The 20,427-nt window shown below is 74.4% G+C and carries 19 protein-coding genes; 11 read left to right on the top strand and 8 right to left on the bottom strand.

Annotated elements, in window-relative coordinates; genetic code table 11:
• The first annotated feature begins 203 nt into the window (after positions 1-203).
• On the top strand, positions 204-2,039 hold the full coding sequence (gene lepA / locus D5H75_RS26220) for a translation elongation factor 4 (RefSeq protein WP_202638530.1): 1,836 nt from the start codon (positions 204-206) through the stop codon (positions 2,037-2,039).
• 191 nt (positions 2,040-2,230) lie between these two features.
• On the opposite strand, the gene D5H75_RS26215 is transcribed toward lepA, so the two are convergent.
• Complete coding sequence (locus D5H75_RS26215; RefSeq protein ID WP_119929374.1) at positions 2,231-3,136, bottom strand: zinc-binding dehydrogenase; 906 nt, start codon at positions 3,134-3,136, stop codon at positions 2,231-2,233.
• A 115-nt stretch (positions 3,137-3,251) separates the two neighbouring features.
• Here D5H75_RS26215 and D5H75_RS26210 point away from each other — a divergent pair, with 115 nt between their 5' ends.
• The 5 genes from D5H75_RS26210 to D5H75_RS26185 all read left to right on the top strand — a co-directional run bounded on the left by D5H75_RS26210 (position 3,252) and on the right by D5H75_RS26185 (position 9,954).
• Positions 3,252-3,875 (top strand): TetR/AcrR family transcriptional regulator, encoded by a 624-nt coding sequence (locus D5H75_RS26210; RefSeq protein ID WP_119929211.1) that lies wholly within the window; start codon positions 3,252-3,254, stop codon positions 3,873-3,875.
• Positions 3,876-4,071: 196 nt separating this feature from the next.
• Positions 4,072-5,280, top strand: a complete 1,209-nt coding sequence (gene hemW / locus D5H75_RS26205) for a radical SAM family heme chaperone HemW (RefSeq protein WP_119929210.1) — start codon at positions 4,072-4,074, stop codon at positions 5,278-5,280.
• A 126-nt stretch (positions 5,281-5,406) separates the two neighbouring features.
• On the top strand, positions 5,407-7,281 hold the full coding sequence (locus tag D5H75_RS41930; protein ID WP_202638529.1) for a hypothetical protein: 1,875 nt from the start codon (positions 5,407-5,409) through the stop codon (positions 7,279-7,281).
• Between the two features lie 88 nt (positions 7,282-7,369).
• Positions 7,370-9,154 (top strand): histidinol-phosphate aminotransferase family protein, encoded by a 1,785-nt coding sequence (locus tag D5H75_RS26190; RefSeq protein WP_202638528.1) that lies wholly within the window; start codon positions 7,370-7,372, stop codon positions 9,152-9,154.
• On the top strand, positions 9,151-9,954 hold the full coding sequence (locus tag D5H75_RS26185; protein WP_119929207.1) for a phosphatidate cytidylyltransferase: 804 nt from the start codon (positions 9,151-9,153) through the stop codon (positions 9,952-9,954). Before D5H75_RS26190 ends, D5H75_RS26185 begins: the two co-directional genes overlap by 4 nt.
• 105 nt (positions 9,955-10,059) lie before the next feature.
• On the opposite strand, the gene D5H75_RS44275 is transcribed toward D5H75_RS26185, so the two are convergent.
• The 5 genes from D5H75_RS44275 to hrcA all read right to left on the bottom strand — a co-directional run bounded on the left by D5H75_RS44275 (position 10,060) and on the right by hrcA (position 14,947).
• On the bottom strand, positions 10,060-10,767 hold the full coding sequence (locus D5H75_RS44275; RefSeq protein WP_119929206.1) for a DUF4870 domain-containing protein: 708 nt from the start codon (positions 10,765-10,767) through the stop codon (positions 10,060-10,062).
• 55 nt (positions 10,768-10,822) lie between these two features.
• A complete protein-coding gene (locus D5H75_RS26175) occupies positions 10,823-11,635 on the bottom strand; it encodes a DUF3097 domain-containing protein (protein WP_119929205.1) in 813 nt (270 codons plus the stop codon).
• A 15-nt stretch (positions 11,636-11,650) separates the two neighbouring features.
• Complete coding sequence (locus tag D5H75_RS26170; protein ID WP_119929204.1) at positions 11,651-12,541, bottom strand: TIGR03621 family F420-dependent LLM class oxidoreductase; 891 nt, start codon at positions 12,539-12,541, stop codon at positions 11,651-11,653.
• Between the two features lie 232 nt (positions 12,542-12,773).
• Positions 12,774-13,910 (bottom strand): molecular chaperone DnaJ, encoded by a 1,137-nt coding sequence (dnaJ, locus tag D5H75_RS26165; RefSeq protein WP_119929203.1) that lies wholly within the window; start codon positions 13,908-13,910, stop codon positions 12,774-12,776.
• A 20-nt stretch (positions 13,911-13,930) separates the two neighbouring features.
• On the bottom strand, positions 13,931-14,947 hold the full coding sequence (gene hrcA, locus D5H75_RS26160; protein ID WP_119929202.1) for a heat-inducible transcriptional repressor HrcA: 1,017 nt from the start codon (positions 14,945-14,947) through the stop codon (positions 13,931-13,933).
• Positions 14,948-15,049: 102 nt separating this feature from the next.
• On the opposite strand from hrcA, the gene D5H75_RS26155 reads away from it, so the two are divergent.
• Both D5H75_RS26155 and D5H75_RS26150 read left to right on the top strand, forming a co-directional pair.
• Positions 15,050-15,892, top strand: coding sequence for an MBL fold metallo-hydrolase (locus D5H75_RS26155; protein WP_119929201.1), 843 nt, complete (start codon positions 15,050-15,052; stop codon positions 15,890-15,892).
• Between the two features lie 9 nt (positions 15,893-15,901).
• Entirely contained in the window at positions 15,902-16,636 is a 735-nt protein-coding gene (locus D5H75_RS26150) for a 16S rRNA (uracil(1498)-N(3))-methyltransferase (protein WP_119929200.1), read from the top strand.
• A 291-nt stretch (positions 16,637-16,927) separates the two neighbouring features.
• On the opposite strand, the gene D5H75_RS26145 is transcribed toward D5H75_RS26150, so the two are convergent.
• Both D5H75_RS26145 and D5H75_RS26140 read right to left on the bottom strand, forming a co-directional pair.
• Positions 16,928-17,560, bottom strand: coding sequence for a hypothetical protein (locus D5H75_RS26145; protein ID WP_119929199.1), 633 nt, complete (start codon positions 17,558-17,560; stop codon positions 16,928-16,930).
• Positions 17,557-18,102 carry a SigE family RNA polymerase sigma factor gene (locus D5H75_RS26140; protein ID WP_202638527.1) on the bottom strand — a complete coding sequence of 182 codons (546 nt, stop codon included), beginning with the start codon at positions 18,100-18,102 and terminating at the stop codon, positions 17,557-17,559. Before D5H75_RS26140 ends, D5H75_RS26145 begins: the two co-directional genes overlap by 4 nt.
• A 273-nt stretch (positions 18,103-18,375) precedes the next feature.
• Here D5H75_RS26140 and D5H75_RS26135 point away from each other — a divergent pair, with 273 nt between their 5' ends.
• From D5H75_RS26135 to ybeY, 3 genes are all read left to right on the top strand, one after another.
• On the top strand, positions 18,376-18,729 hold the full coding sequence (locus D5H75_RS26135) for a histidine triad nucleotide-binding protein (RefSeq protein WP_119929198.1): 354 nt from the start codon (positions 18,376-18,378) through the stop codon (positions 18,727-18,729).
• A gap of 188 nt (positions 18,730-18,917) precedes the next feature.
• A complete protein-coding gene (locus tag D5H75_RS26130) occupies positions 18,918-19,880 on the top strand; it encodes a PhoH family protein (RefSeq protein WP_242454522.1) in 963 nt (320 codons plus the stop codon).
• Positions 19,881-19,888: 8 nt separating this feature from the next.
• Positions 19,889-20,368, top strand: coding sequence for an rRNA maturation RNase YbeY (ybeY, locus tag D5H75_RS26125; protein WP_119929196.1), 480 nt, complete (start codon positions 19,889-19,891; stop codon positions 20,366-20,368).
• Positions 20,369-20,427 lie beyond the last annotated feature (59 nt).

The following is a 20,427-nucleotide window of genomic DNA, read 5'->3' as shown; positions in this document are numbered from 1 at the left end:
CGTTCCCCGCGTCAAAGGTAGCCGGAATCCGGCGGTGCCGCACCCATCCGTCCAGATGTTCCGCCCAGCCGCGCCACCAGGGCCGGGGCCAGGGCCGCCGTCAGAAGCCGGCGGAAGGGGCGCCGCGCGGAGGCGTCGCCGGGCACTCACCGGGACATGGGACCATAGATGAGAGACGTAGCCAAAAAATACTGAGGACATCCGTGCCCGCGCCGAACCACACCGACCCCGCGGTGATCCGCAACTTCTGCATCATCGCGCACATCGACCACGGCAAGTCCACGCTTGCCGACCGGATGCTGCAGCTCACCGGCGTGGTCGAGGAGCGGCAGATGCGCGCGCAATACCTCGACCGCATGGACATCGAGCGCGAGCGCGGCATCACCATCAAGAGCCAGGCCGTCCGGCTGCCCTGGAAGGGGCGCGACGGCGTGGACTACGTGCTCAACATGATCGACACGCCGGGCCACGTGGACTTCACCTACGAGGTCTCGCGGTCGCTGGAGGCGTGCGAGGGCGCGATCCTGCTGGTGGACGCCGCGCAGGGGATCGAGGCGCAGACGCTCGCCAACCTCTACCTGGCGCTCGAGGCCGACCTGCACATCATCCCGGTGCTCAACAAGATCGACCTGCCGGCCGCGCAGCCGGAGAAGTACGCCGCCGAGCTGGCCGGGATCATCGGCTGCGACCCGTCGGACGTGCTGAAGGTCTCGGGCAAGACCGGCGAGGGCGTCGAGGAGCTGCTGCACGAGATCGTCGCGCAGGTCCCGGCCCCCGTCGGCGACCCCGACGCGCCCGCCCGCGCGCTGATCTTCGACTCGGTCTACGACATCTACCGGGGCGTCGTCACCTACGTCCGGGTGATCGACGGGCGGCTCACCAAGCGTGAGCGCAGCATGATGATGTCCACCGGGAACGTCCACGAGACGCTGGAAGTGGGCGTCATCTCCCCCGAGCCGGTGCCCACCCAGGGCCTGGGCGTGGGCGAGGTCGGCTACCTGATCACCGGCGTCAAGGACGTGCGGCAGGCCCGGGTCGGCGACACCGTCACCACCTCGGTCAAGCCGGCCACCGAGCCGCTGGGCGGATACGAGCACCCCAAGCCGATGGTGTTCTCCGGGCTCTACCCGATCGACGCCGACGACTATCCCGAGCTGCGCGAGGCCCTGGACAAGCTCCAGCTCAACGACGCCGCGCTCGTCTACGAGCCGGAGACCTCGCTGGCGCTGGGCTTCGGCTTCCGCTGCGGCTTCCTCGGCCTGCTCCACATGGAGATCGTGCGCGAGCGGCTGGAGCGGGAGTTCAACCTCGACCTCATCTCCACCGCGCCCAACGTGGTCTACCGGGTCGAGATGGAGTCCGGCGAGGAGGTCGTGGTCACCAACCCCTCGGAGTTCCCCGGCGGCAAGATCGCCCGGATCTTCGAGCCGGTGGTCAAGGCCACGGTCCTGTCGCCCGCCGAGCACATCGGCGCGATCATGAAGCTCTGCCACGACCGCCGCGGCGTCTCCGAGGGCATGGACTACCTGTCGGAGGACCGCGTCGAGCTGCGCTACACGCTGCCGCTCGCCGAGATCATCTTCGACTTCTTCGACCAGCTCAAGTCGCAGACCCGCGGCTACGCCTCGCTCGACTACGAGCCGTCGGGCGAGCAGGAGGGCGACCTCGTCAAGGTGGACATCCTCCTGCAGGGCGAGCAGGTCGACGCCTTCAGCGCCATCGTCCACAAGGACAAGGCCTACGCCTACGGCGTGGAGATGGCCCGCAAGCTCAAGGACCTCATCCCGCGCCAGCAGTTCGAGGTCCCCATCCAGGCCGCCATCGGCAGCCGGGTGATCGCCCGCGAGAACATCCGGGCCATCCGCAAGGACGTCCTCGCCAAGTGCTACGGCGGCGACATCACCCGCAAGCGCAAGCTCCTGGAGAAGCAGAAGGAAGGCAAGAAGCGCATGAAGATGGTCGGCCGCGTCGAGGTGCCGCAGGAGGCCTTCGTCGCCGCGCTGGCCACCGACACCGCCGCCGAGAAGCCCAAGAAGTAGCCCGCACGGCCGCTGCCGGCCGCCGCACGCGCGGTGGCTCAGCCGCTCGGCGTCGCCGGGGCCGCGCCGGATCGTCCCGGCGCGGCCCCGGCGTTTCCCGCCCGCACCCGCGCCCCCGCACGCCCGCGCTCCTGGCCGGCCGCGCTCCTGGGCGGCCGCGCGCGGGCGCCGTGCCGTACGGCGGGGGCGGCTCAGGGGGTGACGTCGAGGACGGCCTTGCCGCGGATCCGGCGGGACAGGAGGGCCTCCGCCGCCTCGGGCGCCCGGTCCCAGGGGGTGCGCCAGTCCACCTGGGCGTCGAGGGCGCCGGACTCGACGAGCGCGACCAGGTGGGCCAGGTCGCCGCCGATCGGCATGTGGACGTGGAAGTTCGACAGGCGCCAGCGGCGGTCACGCTGGGCCTGGGCCAGCGGGGCGGCCCCGCCGGCCGCCGTGCCGATCCACTCGATCGCCCCGCCCTCCTCCAGGAGCCCGATCACGTCGGCGAGCTGGGGCCCGCCCACGTTGTCGAGCACGCCGTACACCGGCTCGGTCACCCCCTCAAGGCCGATCACGACCTCGTCCGCGCCCAGTTCCCGCAGGCCCTCGCCGCGCTTCTCGCCGCCGACCGAGGCGATCACGTGGGCCCCGGCGCGCGCGGCGAGCTGTACGGCGAACCGCCCGACGCCGCCGGACGCGCCGGTGATCAGCACGCGGCGGCCGACCACCGACCCGAGCGCGCGCAGGGCCTGGAGGGCGGTCACGCCCGCGACCGGCAGGGCGCTGGCCGTGCCGAGGTCGACGGAGTCGGGGACCACGGCGAGCTGGTCGGTGTCCACCGCGCGGAGCGCGCCCCAGGCGCCGGTCCAGCCGAAGGTCACCACGCGGGTCCCGGCCGCCGGGCCTGAGCCCTCCGCCGCGGCCTGGCGGACCACGCCCGCGGCGTCCCAGCCGGGGACCGTCCCCGGCTGGGTGCCGCCGAGGTAGTACAGCTCGCCGTAGTTCAGTGAGATCGCGGAGACCTCGATCAGCGCCTGGCCGTCGCCGGGGACGGGGTCGGGGGCCTCGCCGAGGCGCAGTCCGCTGGGCGCGGCGGGGTCGTGGATCAGGGCACGCACGGTCATTCCTCCGGGTTCGTCCGATGAGGAGGCAGACTTTGGCACTCAGTGCCAAAAGATGTCAAATGACAAATAGCGTCGAGAGGCATTGGCCGCCGCGTGCTAGCGTGGGGGGATGTACGCCGAGCCCGACCTGCGAGAGCTCCCGCTGCGCGAGCGCAAGAAGCTCCGCACCCGCAGGGCCCTCGCCGACACCGCGCTCCGGCTCTTCACCGAGCGGGGCTACGACCGGACCACCTGCGACGACGTCGCCGACGAGGTGGAGGTCTCCAAGCGCACGCTCTTCCGCAACTTCGCGACCAAGGAAGACCTGGCGATGGCCGCCGACGCGGAGCTGTGGGACGCCTTCCTGGACGAGATCGAGACCGGCCCCCTCACCGGCCCCGTCGTCGAGACGCTCCGCCGGACCATCTACGAGGTCCTGACCGGCCTGGACGAGGACTGGGACCGGCGCTTCCTCGCCACCCGCGCCCTCGTCGCCGCGACCCCCGCCCTCCACGTCCACGGCCTGCGGTTCTGCGCCACCACCATCGACCGCGCGGTCACCCGGGTCGCGGCCGCCACCGGCCTCGCGGACGGCCTGCGCCTCCGGCTCGCGGTCGAGGTCACGATCGCGGCCTGGCACACCGCCTCGCTCACCTGGTCCGAGGCCGGGGGCCCGGACGGGCGGCGGGGCCTGATCCGCCACCTGGACGAGGCCTTCTCCGCCCTCCCCGACGTCCTCGCCCTGGCCCCCTGAGCCCGCCCGCCGCCCGCACGGCTGCGCGCCGGGCTTCTCCCGCGCCGGGAACGGCCGCGCCGGTCTCACGGCGTCGTACGGCGGCGCGGGCGGCCGGGGCGGCCCGGTCGCGGGGGTGGGCTCAGGCCGTACGGGCTCAGGCCGTACGGGCGCCGGAATGGACGGGGCAGTGGGGGCGGGGCGGCAGACTGGAGAGATGCCGTCTGTGCTGCCTGAGGGCGATGCCGTGCCCGTGACCGGGGAACTGCCCGCGACCGCCGTGGAAGGGGTCGGGGAGCGGCCGTTCGGGTTCTACGTGCACGTGCCGTTCTGCGCCAGCCGGTGCGGCTACTGCGACTTCAACACCTACACCGCCACCGAGCTGGGCGGGGGCGGCTCGCAGGCGGCCTACGCCGAGACCGCCGTCGCGGAGGTGCGGCTGGCGCGAGCCGTCCTCGGCGACGCCGACGTGAAGGTGGAGACGGTGTTCTTCGGCGGCGGGACGCCGACCCTGCTGCCGCCGGAGGACCTGGCGCGGGTGCTGGACGCGATCGACGCCGAGTTCGGGCTCGCGGGGGACGCCGAGGTGACCACCGAGGCCAACCCCGAGTCCGTCGGGCCGCGCGAGCTGGAGGTGCTGCGGTCGCGGGGGATCAACCGGATCAGCTTCGGCATGCAGAGCGCCCGGGAGCACGTCCTGCGGGTCCTCGACCGGCAGCACACCCCCGGCCGGGCGGCGAGCGCCGTGCGCGAGGCCAGGGCGGCCGGGTTCGAGCACGTCAACCTGGACCTGATCTACGGCACGCCGGGGGAGACGGACGACGACTGGCGGGCCTCGCTGGAGGCCGCGCTGGCCGTCGAGCCCGACCACGTGTCGGCGTACGCGCTGATCGTCGAGGACGGCACGCGGCTGGCGGCCCGCGTCCGGCGCGCGGAGATCCCGGTGCCGGACGACGACGTGATGGCCGACCGGTACCTCCTGGCCGAGGAGACGCTGACGGCGGCGGGCCTGCGGTGGTACGAGATCTCCAACTGGGCCGCCGGCGACGCGGCGCGGTGCCGGCACAACCTGCTCTACTGGACCGGCGGCGACTGGTGGGGCGTCGGGCCGGGCGCGCACAGCCACGTCGGCGGGGTCCGCTGGTGGAACGTCAAGCACCCCTCGGCGTACGCCGGGCGGCTGGAGCGCGGGCACTCCCCGGCGCACGCGCGCGAGATCCTCACCGAGGACGACCGGGCGATCGAGCGCGTCATGCTGGAACTGCGCCTGGCCTCGGGATACCCGCTGGACCTGCTCGACCCGCGCGGGGCCGCGCGGGCGCTGGCGGACGGCCTGCTGGAGCCCGCGGCGTACGCCTCGGGGCGGGCGGTGCTCACGCTGCGTGGCCGGCTGCTCGCGGACGCCGTCGTACGCGACCTCACTTAACGCGACGATCACGCCGGACTCGGGAGATTGCCCGCGCCGGTGACTTGCGGCGTGCGCGCGGTCACGGTTATGCATGACGGGGGACGACCCGATCGGGGTCCGACAGAGGCGGTGTGAGGAGTGGCCATGCGGTGTCCGACCTGTGGCACCGACGTCAACCCGGCGCTCACGCGCTGCTCGTACTGCAACGCGCCGCTCGACCGCCGCTACGGCCCCGCCGAGGACCCGCCGCCGGAGACTCCCTCCCCGGACGCCCTCGCGTTCAGCATGGGCAGCGAGCACGAACCCTGGCGCGCGGCCGGGCGAGCCCCCTTCTCCGCCCCGACCTGGGAGGACGACCCGGCCCCCGAGCCCTCGGCGGACCCGCCGGGGCCCGCCTGGGACCCCTCGGTGCCCCCCTGGAAGCAGTCCCCGCCCCCGTCCTCCGCCTCCCCGGCTTCTTCATCCTCGCCGTCATCCTCGCCGCCCGCGTCGTCGCCCTCCTCGCCCTCCTCGCCCTCCTCGTCATCGTCGTCCTCCTCGTCCGACGAGGACGACCTGCTGCCGCCGACCACGGTCCGCAAGGCCGGGCCCGCCGAGGGCACGCCCGGCCGCGACGCCCGGCCGTCCGCCTGGGACCGCGAGCCCCGGCCCGACCCCTGGGCCCGCTCCCCGGAGAGCGCGCGGGGGACGCCCCCGCCGCCACGCGGGCCGTCCGAGTCCGGCTCGCCGGCGGAGGCTCCCGCGGACCCCTGGAGCCGCCCGTCCGAGCACGGCTCCCTCGGCCCCCGGACCGGGGATGTCTGGGGGCGCGGCACGCCCGGCCCGCGATCCGGCGACCCGTGGGCGCGGGAGCCGGAGGGCACGCGAGCGGAGCCGCCGAGGCGCGAGCCCGCCCCGCCCGAGTCCGCCGCCCCGGCCGACCCCTGGGGCGGTACGGCGGGCCGCGGCGGCGCGGGTCCCCGGCCCGCGGACCCGTGGGAGCGTGACCCCGAGGGCGCGGCGGGTCGGAGCCCGCGGCCGTCGTGGGAGCGCGACCCCGACCCGTGGGCCCGCTCTCCCGAGGGCGCGAGCCCCGGATCGCGAGCGGGCGACCCACGAACGGGTGACCCGTGGGCGCGGGACCCGGAGGGCGCGGCCCCCGCCTCGCGGCCGCTGGACCCCTGGGACCGGGAGCCGCAGGGGGAGACGAGCCCGCCGACGCGGCGCTGGGAGCGCGGCCCGGGAGACGCGGACGCGAACCCCTGGGAGCGGGGAGCCGCGGGCCGCACACCCGAGGGGCGGGACCTGCCGCCGGGCAGGCGCGGGACCGCCCTGGACGAGCGCCCGGCGGACCCCTGGGGAGACCCCTCGTCCCTGCCCGAGCGACGCCGCCCCCGGATCGGGCTGATCGTCGGCGTGCTGCTGGCGGTGCTGCTGCTCGGCGCCGTCGTCTGGTGGGTCTTCCTGCGCGGCGACGACCCGCCGGCCGCGAACACGTCCACCGGCGGATCGGTGTCCGCCCCGCCGCGCCCCGGTTCCGAACCCCCGCCCACCGACCAGGCGACCGAGCCGGCGAACCCGCCCGCCGAGGGCGCCGAGGCCCAGGCGAGCGCCGTGAACGACCTCATCGAGCGCAGCAAGCCCAGCCGGGGCGCGCTGGGCCCGGCGATCGCGCAGGTGCGCGGCTGCGAGCAGATCGACGAGGGCATCAAGACCATCCGCCGCGTGACCGGCGAACGGCGCGACCAGGCCCAGCAGGCCAAGTCCCTCGCCGTGGACGGCCTGACCGGCGGCGAGGAGCTGAAGGCCGACCTCGTCCGCGCCCTGGAGAGCTCCCAGCGCGCCGACGAGCGCTACCTCGCCTGGGCCCAGCGCTTCAAGGCCGAGGGCTGCCGCGGCCAGACCACCGGCGACCCCGACTTCGACGAGGGCAACCGCATCTCCGCCGAGGCCACCCAGGCCAAGAACGCCTTCGTCCGGAAATGGAACGCCATAGCCGACGAGCACGGCCTTCCCACCCGCACCGCCGCCGAGATCTGACGCCCGGCGAGTAGCGTCCCCCGCTCTTCGTGGATACTTCCACTCCCGCCCGGCATCGGGCCGGCGGGGGAGGACAGGGGGAACGCACGTGATCGTCGAGGGCGCCGCCGGGCTGGAGTTGCGGCCGGGGCTGGACTCCGACCTGGAGTGGATCTACCGGCTGCGGCACGAGGTGTACGCGAGGGAACTCGGGCAGCACGCGGTCAACGAGGACGAGCGGCTGACCGACGGGCTCGACGGGCGCAACGTCTACCTCGTCGCCACGCGGGACGGGCGCAGGTGCGGCTTCGTGAGCGTCACGCCCCCGTGGGCGGGCGACTACTCGATCGACAAGTACCTGCGGCGCGCGGACCACCCGGAGCTGGCCGGGGACGACCTCTTCGAGATCCGCATCCTCACCGTGGACCCGGCGGAGCGCGGCACGGCCGTCGCGGCGCTCCTCATGTACGCCGCGCTGCGCTGGACCGCCGCGCACGGCGGCCGGCGGCTCGTGGCCATGGGCCGTACCGGGATCCTCTCGATGTACCTGGCCGCCGGGCTGACGGCCACGGGCACCCGGATCCGTTCCGGGGCGGTGACCTACGAGGTGCTCACCGGGGACGTGCGCGACCTGACCGAGCGGACCTCCCGGCGGTACGGCGGGCTGCTGCGCCGGCTGGAGCCGGGGCTGCGATGGGGGCTGGAGACGCCGTTCCTGGACGGAACGGACGGCTGTGAGCACGGCGGCGCGTCGATCGGGGCGCTGGGCCGCCGGTTCGAGACCCTGGCGGCCCACGGCGAGGTCGTGCCCGCGGACGTGCTGGACGCGTGGTTCCCGCCCGCGCCGGGAGTCGTGGCGGCCCTGGACGGGAACCTGGACTGGGTCGCCCGCACCTCGCCGCCCGCCGACGCCGGAGGGCTCACCGAGGCCGTCGCGGCGGACCGCGGCCTGCCGGAGGAGTCGTTGGCCCTGGGCGCCGGCTCCTCCGACCTGATCTTCCGGGCCTTCCGGCAGTGGCTGACGCCCTCGTCCAGGGTGCTCCTCGTGGACCCGTCGTACGGCGAGTACGCCCACGTCACCGAGAGGGTCGTGGGGTGCCGCCCGGACCGGTTCACCCTCCGGCGCGAGGAGGGCTGGCGCGTGGACCCGGACCGGCTGCGCGACGCCCTGCGCGAGCCGTACGACCTCGTGGTGATCGTCAACCCGAACAACCCGACGGGGGTGCACCTGGACTCCGGGGACCTGCGCGCGGTGCTGGACGACGCGCCGGGGGAGACGCGGTTCTGGATCGACGAGGCGTATGTCGGGTACGCGGGGCTGGGGCGATCGCTGGGAAGGCACGCGGCCTCCTCGGAGAACGTGGTCGTGTGCACGTCCCTGTCGAAGATGTACGCCCTGTCGGGCCTGCGGGCGGCGTACCTGGCGGGCCCGCCGGACCTGGCCGCCGAGCTGCGCCGGTGGACGCCGCCGTGGGCCGTGAGCCTGCCCGCGCAGATCGCCGCCGCGCGCGCCCTGGGCGATCCCCGCTACTACGCGGCCCGCTGGGCGGAGACGGGGGACCTGCGGGCGGGACTCGCGGCGGGGCTGGCGTCCCACGGGCTGGACGTGCGGGAGTCGGTCGCCAACTTCGTGCTGCTCACGTTGCCTCCGGGCGGGCCTTCCGCGTCCGCGCTGGTCCGTGAGTGCCGGAAGCGCGGGGTTTACCTGCGGGATCTCTCCGCGCTGTCCCCGGCGTTCGAGGGAAGGACGGTCCGCGTCGCCGTGCGGGACGCCGCGGCGAACGCCCGGATCGTGTCGGCCGTGGCGGCCTCGCTGCGAGACCTCGGCTGGGCCGGACCCGAGTACGCCACCTCGGGCCACGCCGCCGGATCCGGGCGGAACGGGCTCACGTGATCTCCGTGGAGGCGGCGATCCCCTACCTCGGGGGAGCGCTCGCGGCCGGGGGAGTGGCCGTCGTGCTGTCGCGGCGGCGGGAGTACCTGCTGCGGTGGTGCGCGTGGGCGGTCGCCGTGCCCGTCGTGGTCGCCGCGATCCACGCCGGGCCCGCCGGGGCCGCCGCGCTCGCGGCCCTGGCCGGGGCCGCCTGCGCCGTGGAGTACGGAGGGCTGACCGGGCTGCCCCGGGCCGACCGGGTCGTGCTCGCCCTCGCGGCGGCCGTGCCGCCCCTCGCGGCCTGGCTCGCGCCCGCGCACCTGCCCCGGGCGATCGGGGCGGCGGCTCTCGCGGTGGCGCTGGTCCCGCTGCTGGCGGCCGACGCGGACGGCGGGCTCCGGCGGCTGGGGCTGGGCGTGCTCGGGGTGGCGTGGTTCGCGCCGCTGGCCGGGGTGGTGCTGCTCGGCCCGGTGGCGCTGGCGTTGTTCGCCGCCGTGTCGGTCGGGGACATCGCGGCCTCGTTCGCCGGGCGGCGGTTCCGCGGGCCGCGCCTGTCGCCGCTGTCCCCCGGCAAGCACTGGAGCGGGACGCTCGCCGGGGCCGCCGCCGGGCTCCTCGTGCTCGCCGCGCTGGAGGCGTTCACGGTCCCCCTCGCCGTCGCGGTAGCCGCCGGGGCCCCGCTGGGCGATCTCCTGGAGTCGATGGTCAAGCGGGGCTCGGGCGTCAAGGACTCGGCGTCCTGGCTGGCGGGGGCGGGCGGCCTGCTGGACCGCCTTGACTCGCTCCTGCTCACGCTGGCCCTGGCCCTGCTGCTCACGTGACCCCGCCGTCCCCGGTACGGCCGGGCGCCGGCGTCCCGCGCCGGGGGGCGGGGACCTCGCGCGGAGAGCTGATGGGTGTCCGCCCGCGCGGGGACGTCCCGGCGGTCAGTGGACCATGCGGATGCTGATGGGGTAGCGGTAGTCCTCGCCCCGGTTGGCGGCGACGGCGGCGAGGATGCAGAAGACCAGCGCGCCTATCCCCACGACCATCATGAGCAGGGCGCCGATGAACACGAAGACGAGGACGAAGCTGACGATCATCGCTATGGCGACGGTGATCTGGAAGTTGAGGGCTTCGGCGGCCTGGCCGCGGACGTAGGGCGACTCGTCCTTCTTGACCAGGTAGATGACCAGCGGGCCGACGAAGTAGGTGAAGATGCCCAGGAGGTGCGCGAGCATCGCCATGCTGCGCTCGTCCGGGGTGCGCGCCATCCCCGGGCCGTACGCGCCGTAGCCCGGGGGAGGCCCGTAACCGGGACCGTGACCCGGCCCGTAACCGGGCGGCGGGCCGTAGCCGGGGGGCGCTCCGTGGCCGGGCGGCGGGCCGTACCCCGGCGCGCCGCCGTAGGGCTGCTGGCCGTACCCCTGCCCGCCGCCGTAGGGCTGTTGCCCGCCGTACCCCTGCCCGCCGTATCCCTGCCAGGGGTCGTGTCCCGGGGGCGGGGCGCCGTGGCCGGGCGGGGGCTGCTCGCGCGGCGGAGGCGGGGGCGGAGGCGGGCCGTGGTCAGGGGAGGCGGAGGAGTCCGGCGGGGTGTCCTGCGGGGCCCGCGAGGGGTCCGGCGCTTCCCCGGGCGTGGGCGGTGGGTTGGTCATCTTCGCATCAAACCAGGTCAGGTGGGACGGCGTCGATCGTCCACCGTAGACGATGTCAGGCCGGCGCGGTCACGAAATCGATCAGCTCCTCGACCCGGCCGAGCAACTGCGGCTCCAGGTCGGTGTACGTCCGGACCGAGCCGAGGATGCGCCGCCACGCCTCGCCGGGCTCCATGTCCCAGCCGACCGCCGCCAGCGCCCCCTCCTTCCACGGGACGCCGCGCGGCACGTCGGGCCAGGCGGGGAAGCCCAGCACGGAGGGCTTGACCGCGGCCCAGATGTCCACGAACGGGTGCCCCACGATCAGCACGTGCGGCGAGGTCACCTCGGCGGCGATCCGGCTCTCCTTGGACCCGGGCACGAGGTGGTCCACCAGCACGCCCAGCCTCCGCCCGGGCCCCGGCTCGAACTCGGCCACGATCGCGGGCAGGTCGTCGACGCCCGAGAGGTACTCCACGACCACGCCCTCCACGCGCAGGTCGTGCCCCCAGATCTTCTCCACCAGCTCGGCGTCGTGCAGCCCCTCGACGTAGATCCGGCTCTCCCGCGCCACCCGCGCCCGCAGCCCCTCCACCGCGATCGACCCCGAGGCCGTACGACGGGGTCCTGCGGGGGCCGCGCTCGGCCGTACGAGCGTCACGACCTGGCCCTCCAGCAGGAAGGCGGCCTTGCCGAGGGGGAAGACGCGCCGCTTGCCGAAGCGGTCCTCCAGCGTCACGGCCTCCTTGTCGCAGGCGACGATCGCGCCGCAGAACCCGCTGCCGGCGTCCTCGACCACCAGGTCCCGCTCGGCGGCCACCTCGGGTATCTGCCCCCGGCGAGGACGCCGCCAGTCCCCGCCGAGTACGTCAGAGCCGTAGCGATCCATGACGACAACCGTAGATCACCGTCCGGCGAGTTCCTCCACGACCGGGATGAAGGCGTCGAGATCGTTCTCGTTGTGCAGGATGAAGTAGGACACCCCGCGCTCGTCGCGCCAGTGCCGGATCTTGTCGGCCATGTCCCGCGTCCCGCCCAGGAGCACCTGCGGCGTGTCCGCGTGCGCCGCCAGGCTCAGGGGGCCCCACGAGCCGGGCGCGTCCCCGCCCGCCTGGAGCACGTTGACCGCGATCTCCGCGCCGCCCGGCCGTACCAGGTCCAGCTTGGCCAGCAGCTCGCGGAGGCCGGTGTCGGAGTCGTCCATCCCCGACCCGTCGGGCCGCGTCTTGATCATGACGTTGACGATGTCCGCCTCGGACGCCGCCAGGCTCAGCACGCGCCGCCCGCCCCCGCCGATCAGCAGCGGCGGGTGCGGCCGCTGCGCCGGGACCGGCCCCACCTCGGCGTCGCGCACCCGGTAGTGCTCGCCGTCGTACGTGAAGGGCCGCCCCGACCACACCCCCTTGATCACGGCGATGGCCTCGGCGAGCCGGTCCACCCGCACCCCGGGCGGCTCCTGCGCCACCCCGGAGTACTCGTAGTCCTCCCGCTGCCACCCGCTCCCCAGCCCCAGCTCCAGCCGCCCGTCGCTGAGCAGGTCCACGGTGGCCGCCTCCTTGGCCAGCAGCACCGGGTTCCGGAAGTCGTTGCCCAGCACCAGCGTCCCCACCCGGAGCCGCGAGGTCGCGTTCGCAGCCGCCACCAGCGCGGGCATCGGCGCGAACCTGGCCCCGGCCAGATGGTCGCTGATCAGCAGCGTCGCGAACCCGGCCCCCTCCAGCCGCCGGGCCTTCTCCGCCCACTCCCGCGCCGACCCGGCCCCCCGCACCAGCGCCCCGAACCGCAACCGTCTCATACCCCGAGTCTCCCAAACCCGTCCCGCCCCCTCGCGCACTCCCCTCCGGGGAGGTCGCTCGCGCGGGGCGCGCGCGGGCGGGCGGGCGGGGGTGCCCAGGATCGCCCGCGCGGACCGGCCCGCGCGGGCGGCCTCGGCCGGGAACGCGGACGCCTCCCGGCCCGGGCGGGCGGGGAGGCGTCCCTGCGGCGGTCAGCGGCCGTCAGCGGCCGTCAGCGGCGGTCAGCGGCGGTCAGCGGCCGTTGAAGGCGTCGCGGAGGCGGGAGAAGAAGCCCTGCTGGCCGGGGGCGAACCGGCCCGGAGGGTGCTCCTCACCGCGGAGCTTGGCCAGCTCGCGGAGCAGCTCCTCCTGCTGGGGGTCGAGGCGGCTCGGCGTCTCCACGCTCACGTGGATGAGGAGGTCGCCGCGGCCCGTCTCGTTGAGGCGCTGCACGCCCTTGCCGTACAGCGGGATGACCTGGCCGGACTGGGTGCCGGGCCGGACGTCGATCTCCTGCGGGCCGTCCAGCGTCTCGACCGTCAGGATCGTGCCCAGCGCCGCCGCCGTCATGGGGATGTGGACGGTGCAGTGCAGGTCGTCGCCGCGCCGCTCGAAGATGGGGTGGGCGCGCTCGACGATCTCCAGGAAGAGGTCTCCGGGCGGGCCGCCGCCGGGACCGACCTCGCCCTCGCCGGCGAGCTGGATGTGGGTGCCGTCCTCGACGCCCGCCGGGATGCGGACCTTGATCGTACGGCGGGTGCGGACCCGGCCGTCGCCGGAGCACTCCTGGCAGGGGTGGCGGATGATCGACCCGAAGCCGCCGCACTGCGGGCAGGCCCTGGTGGTCATGACGTTGCCGAGGAAGGACCGGGTGACCTGCGAGACCTCACCCCGGCCCTGGCACATGTCACACGTGTCGGGGTGGGTGCCCGCCGCCGCGCCGGAGCCCTGGCAGACCTCGCACAGCACGGCGGTGTCCACGACCAGCTCGCGCGTGGTGCCGAACGCGGCCTCGGAGAGGTCCAGCTCCACCCGGATCGTGGCGTTGCGGCCCCGGCGCGCCCGGGAACGCGGGCCCCGGGCGCTGGTCGCGGTGCCGAAGAAGGCGTCCATGATGTCGCTGAACGGGAAGCCCTGGCCGAAGCCCGCCCCCGCGCCCGCGCCGCCCCCGCCGAACGGGTCGGCCCCGAGGTCGTACATCTGCCGCTTCTGCGGGTCGGACAGGACCTCGTAGGCCTGGGTGATCTCCTTGAACCGCTCCTGCGTCTCCGGGTCGGGGTTGACGTCCGGATGGAGCTCCCGCGCGAGCCGGCGGTAGGCCTTCTTGATCTCGTCCTGACCGGCGTCGCGTCGCACGCCGAGTGTCGCGTAGTAGTCCTTCGTCGGCACCTATACTCCCAGTCCCACCTCTACGAAGCGGCCAGGATCTGGCCGACGTACCGTGCCACGGCGCGCACCGCCCCCATCGTCACCGGGTAGTCCATCCGGGTGGGGCCGAGAACGCCGAGCCGGGCGAGTTCCTTGTCGCCTGAACCGTACCCGGCCGCCACGATGGACGTGCCCCGCAGCCCCGAGTACGGATTCTCCGAGCCGATGCGCACCGTGAGCGCGGACGGCTCGGCCGTGGTCTCCCCGAGCAAGCGGAGCAGCACCACCTGTTCTTCCAACGCTTCGAGGACCTCGCGCAATCCCACGGAGAAGTCCGCCGCGGCGAGGTTGGCCGCGCCGCCGAACACGATCTTCTCCTCGTGCTTGTCCACGAGGGTCTCCAGCAGCACCGACAGCACCGTCGCCGCGACCGGCCGCTCCTCGGACGGCAGCCGCTCGGGCAGGTCGGCCACCGTCGTCGGGACGTCGGTGAGCCAGCAGCCGTCGAGCGCGCCGTTGAGGACGGCCCGCAGGTGGGCCACGCTCTCCTCGGACACGTTCTCCGGCACGTCGATGATGCGCTGCTCGACCCGCCCGGTGTTGGTGATCAGCACCATCATCAGGCGGCGCTCGGCGACCCGCACGAGCTCCACGTGACGCACCGACGAGCGGGTCAGCGAGGGGTACTGCACGACCGCGACCTGCCGGGTGAGCTGCGCGAGCAGCCGCACCGTGCGGGTCACGACGTCGTCGAGGTCCACCGCGCCGCCGAGGAAGTTCTCGATCGCGCGCCGCTCGGCCCCCGACAGCGGCTTGACCTGGGAGAGCCGGTCCACGAAAAGCCGGTATCCCTTGTCCGTGGGCACCCGTCCGGCACTCGTGTGCGGCTGGGTGATGTAGCCCTGCTCCTCAAGGGTCGCCATGTCGTTGCGGATCGTCGCGGGGGACACGCCCAGGTTGTGACGGTCCGCCAGGGACTTGGACCCCACCGGCTCGTTGGTGGACACGTAATCCTCGACGATGGCACGGAGCACGGCCAGTTTCCGGTCGTCGAGCATGCGCGCTCACCTCCGTTCGAGACTGGCACTCCTGACCTTCGAGTGCCAAGTGTACGGCTCGCGCCCGCCGATCGCGATGGGGCGAGCATAGGGTCGTCGGCCATGACCTGGGATTCAGCGAAGGAATCAGGACGGGCCGCGGGGTGGGACGCCGTCGGGGACGGCTGTTTCCGCAGGCGTTACCCCGGCTTCGACCTCAACGTCGGCGTCGTGATCGGGGATCGCGGGGCGCTGCTCGTGGACACCCGGGGGAACCTCGCCGAGGCCGCCGAACTGCGCGCCGACCTGCGGGCCCTGGGTGTCGCCGAACCGTTCGCGATCGTCAACACGCACGCGCACTTCGACCACCACCTGGGCAACTCACGCTTCCCTCATACCGACATCTGGGGGCACGAAAGTGTTCCCGCGGCGATCGCCGCCGAGGACCTCGCGGCCGCCGCCCGCGACTTCCCCGAGTGGGCCGCCGCGCTCTCCCCCGGGGAGCCCGTACGGCGCCCGCCCACGCGGCTGGTCGGGGAGCGCGCGGTGATCGACCTCGGCGACCGTGAGGTGGAGCTGCGCCACCTCGGCCGGGGCCACACCGCGGGCGACCTCGTGGTGGTCGCGGGCGACGTGGTGTTCGCCGGGGACCTCGCCGAGGAGGGCGCGCCCCCGGCGTACGGGCCGGACTCCTTCCCGCTGGAGTGGCCGGCCACCCTCGCCGCCGTCGCCGCGCTCGGCCCGCCGGTGATCGTGCCCGGCCACGGCGACGTCGTGGACCGCGCGTTCGCCGTACGGCAGGCCGACGGCCTCGGGGAGGTGGCGCGGCTGATCCGGGAGCACCACGCCGCCGGGACGCCCTCGGAGGAGGCGCTGCGCGACTCCGGCTGGCCGTACCCGCCGGAGACGCTGCGCGACGCGGTGCGGCGCGGCTACGCGGCGCTCCGGTCCCCGGGGGTCTCTTAGGGTTGGACCATGAGCGTTCCCGTGTTCCTCGCGCCCCGTGACCTGCTGCTGCGAGGCGACCGCGCGGTGCTGGGCGGCGCCGAGGGGCGGCACGCGGCGGCCGTGCGGCGGCTGCGCGCGGGAGAGCGCGTGGACCTCACCGACGGGGCCGGCCTCGTCGCCGAGTGCGAGGTGCGCGAGGCGCTGAAGGACTCGCTGGCCGTGGAGGTGCTGCGGCGGCGCGAGGAGCCCGCCCCCTCCCCGCGCGTCGTGGTCGTGCAGGGGCTGCCCAAGGGGGACCGGGGCGAGCTGGCCGTGGAGATGATGACCGAGGCCGGCGTGGACGAGATCGTGCCCTGGGCGGCGTCCCGCTGCGTCACCCAGTGGCGGGGCGACCGCGCGGACAAGGCGCTGAACCGCTGGCGGAACACCGCGCGCGAGGCGGGCAAGCAGGCCCGGCGCTTCCACCTGCCGGAGGTCCCGCCCCAGGAGACGACCGCCCGGGTGGCCGAGCGCGTCCGGGGCGCCGCCGCGGCCTTCGTGCTGCACGAGGAGGCGAAGACGCCGCTGTCGTCGGCGGACCTGCCCCGCGAGGGCGACATCGTGCTGGTCGTGGGCCCCGAGGGCGGCGTCGCGGACGCCGAGCTGGAGGCGTTCGCCGCGGCCGGGGCCGTCCCCGCGCTGCTCGGCCCCACCGTCCTGCGCACCAGCACCGCCGGCGTGGCCGCCGCCGCGGTCATCCTCGCCCGCACCGGCCGCTGGTGACCCCGCGCCCTCCCGCCGGAGCCCGTACGGCCTGAGCCCGCGCACGTACGGCCTGAGCCCGCGCACGTGCGGCCTGAGCCCGCGCACGTGCGGCCTGAGCCCGCGCACGTGCGGCCTGAGCCCGCGCCCGCCGTACGGCACGCGGCGTGGTGGCCGCGCCCGCCGCACACGCCGGCGTGGTGGCCGCCGCGGCCGTACGGCTATGCGCACGTGGTGGCCGCGGCGGCCGTACGGCGTGCGCGCGGGCCGCGGGAGGCCGTGGGGCGGGAGGGCCGGCGGCGGGTCAGCGGGTCAGGGGGCGTCGGGGGTGCTCGCGCCGGTGATGCCGGGGGCGGAGCTGGGCGTGGCGGGCGGGGGGTCCTGGGACGGGGTGCACGTCTCCGTCGGGCAGGTCTGCGTGGCGCTCGGCGACGGCCTGGGCGGCCTCGGGGTCGCGGTCGCCGTGCCGGACGGGCCCGCGGGGGTCGGCGACGGGGTGGCCGTCGCGCAGGCCCTCGACTTCTGCGCCGGGGTCGGGCAGGGCGTGGGGGTCGGGGTCCTCGGGGCGAGGGTGGCGCGCGGCGTCGGCGGCGGGGGCGCGACCGGGACGGACGGGCGCACGGCGGGCGTGCGGGGCCGGGCGCCGCGGAACGTGCTGGAGCCCTCGGGGCGGCGGCCGTCGGTGGAGCTGATGCCGGCCATCTCCTTGCCCGGGATCGCGCGTTCGCGCAGGGCCGGGACCGCGACGACCACGGCGGCGGCGACCGTGAGCGCGCTGCCCACGGCCACGGCCGGACGCCACCACAGCAGCGTGGGACGGCCTTCGCCGCGCTCGATCCGGGCCCGGATGCGCTCCAGGCCCTCGGCGGAAGGGAGCACCGCGTCCGCCTCCGCACGCAGGGCACGGCGCAGGCGCTCGCCGTACTCGTCGTGGGACTCGGTCATGACAGTTGCTCCAGGACTGTGCGGAGCGCGGCCATGCCGCGCGCGGTGTGGCTCTTCACGGCTCCCCGGCTGATCCCCATGGCCCCCGCGATCTCGGCCTCGGACAGGTCGCCGTAGTAGCGGAGCACGAGGGCCTCGCGCTGCCGCGTGGGCAGGGCGCGCAGCGCCTCGATGACGGCGGACCGCTCGATCTCCCCGATCGCGCCGTTCTCGGCGCTGGGGGCGTCGGGCAGGCCCTTGGGCGCGTACTTCTCCACGACGGCGCGGTGGCGCAGCACGGAGCGCGAACGGTTGACGACCGACTGCCGCAGATAGGACAGCGCCTTCTCCGGGTCGCGCAGCCTGCGCCAGGCTCCGTGGATGGCGACGAAGGCGTCCTGCACAACTTCCTCCGCGGTTGCGACGTCGCGGACCAGCAACACGGCGAGGCGCACGAGCGACCGATAGTGCGCGCTGTAGAGCGCGGTGACGGCCGCGTCGGCGTCCCACCCCGTGGGCACCGCCCCCAGGGACCGGTCGGCCACGAGGGTCTCGGTGGTCACATCAGTAGGACGTGCGGGGTCCCCCGCAGGTTTACCCTGAGCCGGTTTACGCTGTGCTGGTCTGGGAAATGGCATGACCCTCGCCATGGCCTGACTTGACCGCCGTCGAGATCCCTCAGGAATGTCGCACCCAAACCCTATCGGGCTGGATCTTTCGGCGCGGCCTCTGCCGAATTACCGATTGGCAACGGGAGACCCGCCGCGGGCTACGATTCCGCCCAGGGACCGCTGCCGGTGAGACGGGGGGTAGGGCGAGTGAATCAGGAGACAGGTGTGGCACGAGTTGACGACTGCCTGTTCTGCAAGATCGTCGCGAAGGAGATCCCCGCGACCGTGGTGCGCGAGACGGACACGACGCTCGCCTTCCGCGACATCAACCCCCAGGCCCCCACCCACGTGCTGGTGATCCCCAAGGCTCACCACCCCACCGCCGCGGCGCTGGCCGACGAGGACCCCGGCCTGGCCGCCGACGTGCTGTGCGAGGCCCGGAACGTGGCCGCCGACGAGGGAATCGAGGACGCGGGCTACCGCGTTGTCTTCAACACCGGGCCCGGCGCCGGGCAGACCGTGTTCCACGTGCACGCCCATGTTCTCGGAGGGCGTGATTTGCGCTGGCCGCCCGGGTGAGCACGACGGATATCATTCCTGTGGGACCACCCCCACGACACTGGGAGGCGAGCGGGCCGCACGGCCGAGCCATGGCTCATCCAACGACATCCCGCCCAGGCGAGCCCGGGCGCAGGGACAACAGAACGCAAGAAGGCCACCCCAAGCAGCGAGTCCAGGCGAAGGTGGTCATCCCCGACGGTCAGTCCATGGTGGGGCTGCTGGGCTCGCGGGACGAGATCCTGCACGTCATCGAGCGGGCGTTCCGCGGCGACATCCACGTGCGCGGCAACGAGATCACGATCACCGGGGCGCCGGGTGACAGCGCGCTCGTGGTCCGGCTCTTCGAGGAGCTGGTCGAGCTGCTGCAGTCCGGGGCCACGCTGACGCCCGACGCGGTCGAGCGCAGCATCGCGATGCTGCGGGCCGAGACCGCCGAGCGCCCGGCCGAGGTGCTGACCCTCGACATCCTCAGCTCCCGCGGCCGCACCATCCGGCCCAAGACGCTGAACCAGAAGCGCTACGTCGACGCGATCGACAAGCACACGGTCGTGTTCGGCATCGGCCCGGCGGGCACCGGCAAGACCTACCTGGCCATGGCCAAGGCCGTGAAGGCCCTGCAGGCCAAGGAGGTCAACCGGATCATCCTGACCCGGCCGGCCGTCGAGGCGGGCGAGCGGCTGGGCTTCCTGCCCGGCACGCTCTACGAGAAGATCGACCCCTACCTGCGGCCGCTCTACGACGCGCTGCACGACATGCTCGACCCCGACTCGATCCCGCGCCTGATGCAGGCCGGCACGATCGAGGTCGCGCCCCTGGCGTACATGCGCGGCCGCACGCTCAACGACGCGTTCATCATCTTGGACGAGGCCCAGAACACCAGCCCCGAGCAGATGAAGATGTTCCTGACGCGGCTGGGCTTCGGGGCCAAGATCGTCGTGACCGGCGACGTGACGCAGATCGACCTGCCGGGCGGGCAGGAGAGCGGCCTGAAGGTCGTGCAGGACATCCTCGAAGGCATCGAGGACATCCACTTCTGCCGCCTGACCAGTGCCGACGTGGTACGCCACCGGCTGGTCGGGGACATCATCGACGCGTACGGGCGTTACGACGCCACCAAGCAGCGCGAGCCGCAGTCCATCAAGGGCGGCAAGCGCACACGGGGGAGATAGATCCAGGCATGAGCATCGACGTTGCCAACGAGTCGGGCGTCGACGTCGCCGAGACGGACCTGGTCGAGCTGGCCAGGTTCGTCCTCGACCGGATGGGCATCCATCCGCTGGCGGAGCTGTCCCTGCTGATCGTGGACGAGGCCGCGATGGCCGAGCTGCACCAGCAGTGGATGGGCGAGCCGGGACCGACGGACGTGCTCGCGTTCCCGATGGACGAGCTGCGCCCGGGACCGGGCTCGGCCGGCCAGGACGCCGACGCCCAGCCCGAGCCCGGGCTGCTCGGCGACGTCGTGCTCTGCCCGCAGGTGGCCGAGGCGCAGGCCCGGACGGCCGGGCACAGCACCGAGGCCGAGCTGGAGCTCCTGTGCACGCACGGCATCCTGCACCTGCTGGGCTACGACCACGCCGAGCCCGAGGAGCACGCCGAGATGTTCGGCCTGCAGGGCAAGCTCCTGGGCGAGTGGCGGGAGTCCCGGCAGGACGCGTGAGACCTGAACGCCGCGCCGGCGAGCGAGCGGAGCCGGGGGCCGGACAGGCGCCCCCGGCC

It is taken from the genome of Bailinhaonella thermotolerans, assembly GCF_003594875.1.
GTDB lineage: Bacteria > Actinomycetota > Actinomycetes > Streptosporangiales > Streptosporangiaceae > Bailinhaonella > Bailinhaonella thermotolerans.
The sequence above is the reverse complement of the archived record's forward strand: the minus strand, read 5'-3'. Positions and strand labels throughout refer to the sequence as shown.

Excerpts from the sequence above, each read along its gene's own strand:
- D5H75_RS26145 (WP_119929199.1), bottom strand. The coding sequence starts at position 17,560 with ATGACCGAGTCCCACGACGAGTACGGCGAGCGCCTGCGCCGTGCCCTG.
- hrcA (WP_119929202.1), bottom strand. The coding sequence starts at position 14,947 with ATGCTCGACGACCGGAAACTGGCCGTGCTCCGTGCCATCGTCGAGGAT.
- ybeY (WP_119929196.1), top strand. The coding sequence starts at position 19,889 with ATGAGCATCGACGTTGCCAACGAGTCGGGCGTCGACGTCGCCGAGACG.
- D5H75_RS41930 (WP_202638529.1), top strand. The coding sequence starts at position 5,407 with ATGCGGTGTCCGACCTGTGGCACCGACGTCAACCCGGCGCTCACGCGC.
- D5H75_RS26175 (WP_119929205.1), bottom strand. The coding sequence starts at position 11,635 with ATGGATCGCTACGGCTCTGACGTACTCGGCGGGGACTGGCGGCGTCCT.
- hemW (WP_119929210.1), top strand. The coding sequence starts at position 4,072 with ATGCCGTCTGTGCTGCCTGAGGGCGATGCCGTGCCCGTGACCGGGGAA.
- D5H75_RS26150 (WP_119929200.1), top strand. The coding sequence starts at position 15,902 with ATGAGCGTTCCCGTGTTCCTCGCGCCCCGTGACCTGCTGCTGCGAGGC.
- D5H75_RS44275 (WP_119929206.1), bottom strand. The coding sequence starts at position 10,767 with ATGACCAACCCACCGCCCACGCCCGGGGAAGCGCCGGACCCCTCGCGG.
- D5H75_RS26170 (WP_119929204.1), bottom strand. The coding sequence starts at position 12,541 with ATGAGACGGTTGCGGTTCGGGGCGCTGGTGCGGGGGGCCGGGTCGGCG.
- D5H75_RS26155 (WP_119929201.1), top strand. The coding sequence starts at position 15,050 with ATGACCTGGGATTCAGCGAAGGAATCAGGACGGGCCGCGGGGTGGGAC.
- D5H75_RS26130 (WP_242454522.1), top strand. The coding sequence starts at position 18,918 with ATGGTGGGGCTGCTGGGCTCGCGGGACGAGATCCTGCACGTCATCGAG.
- D5H75_RS26210 (WP_119929211.1), top strand. The coding sequence starts at position 3,252 with ATGTACGCCGAGCCCGACCTGCGAGAGCTCCCGCTGCGCGAGCGCAAG.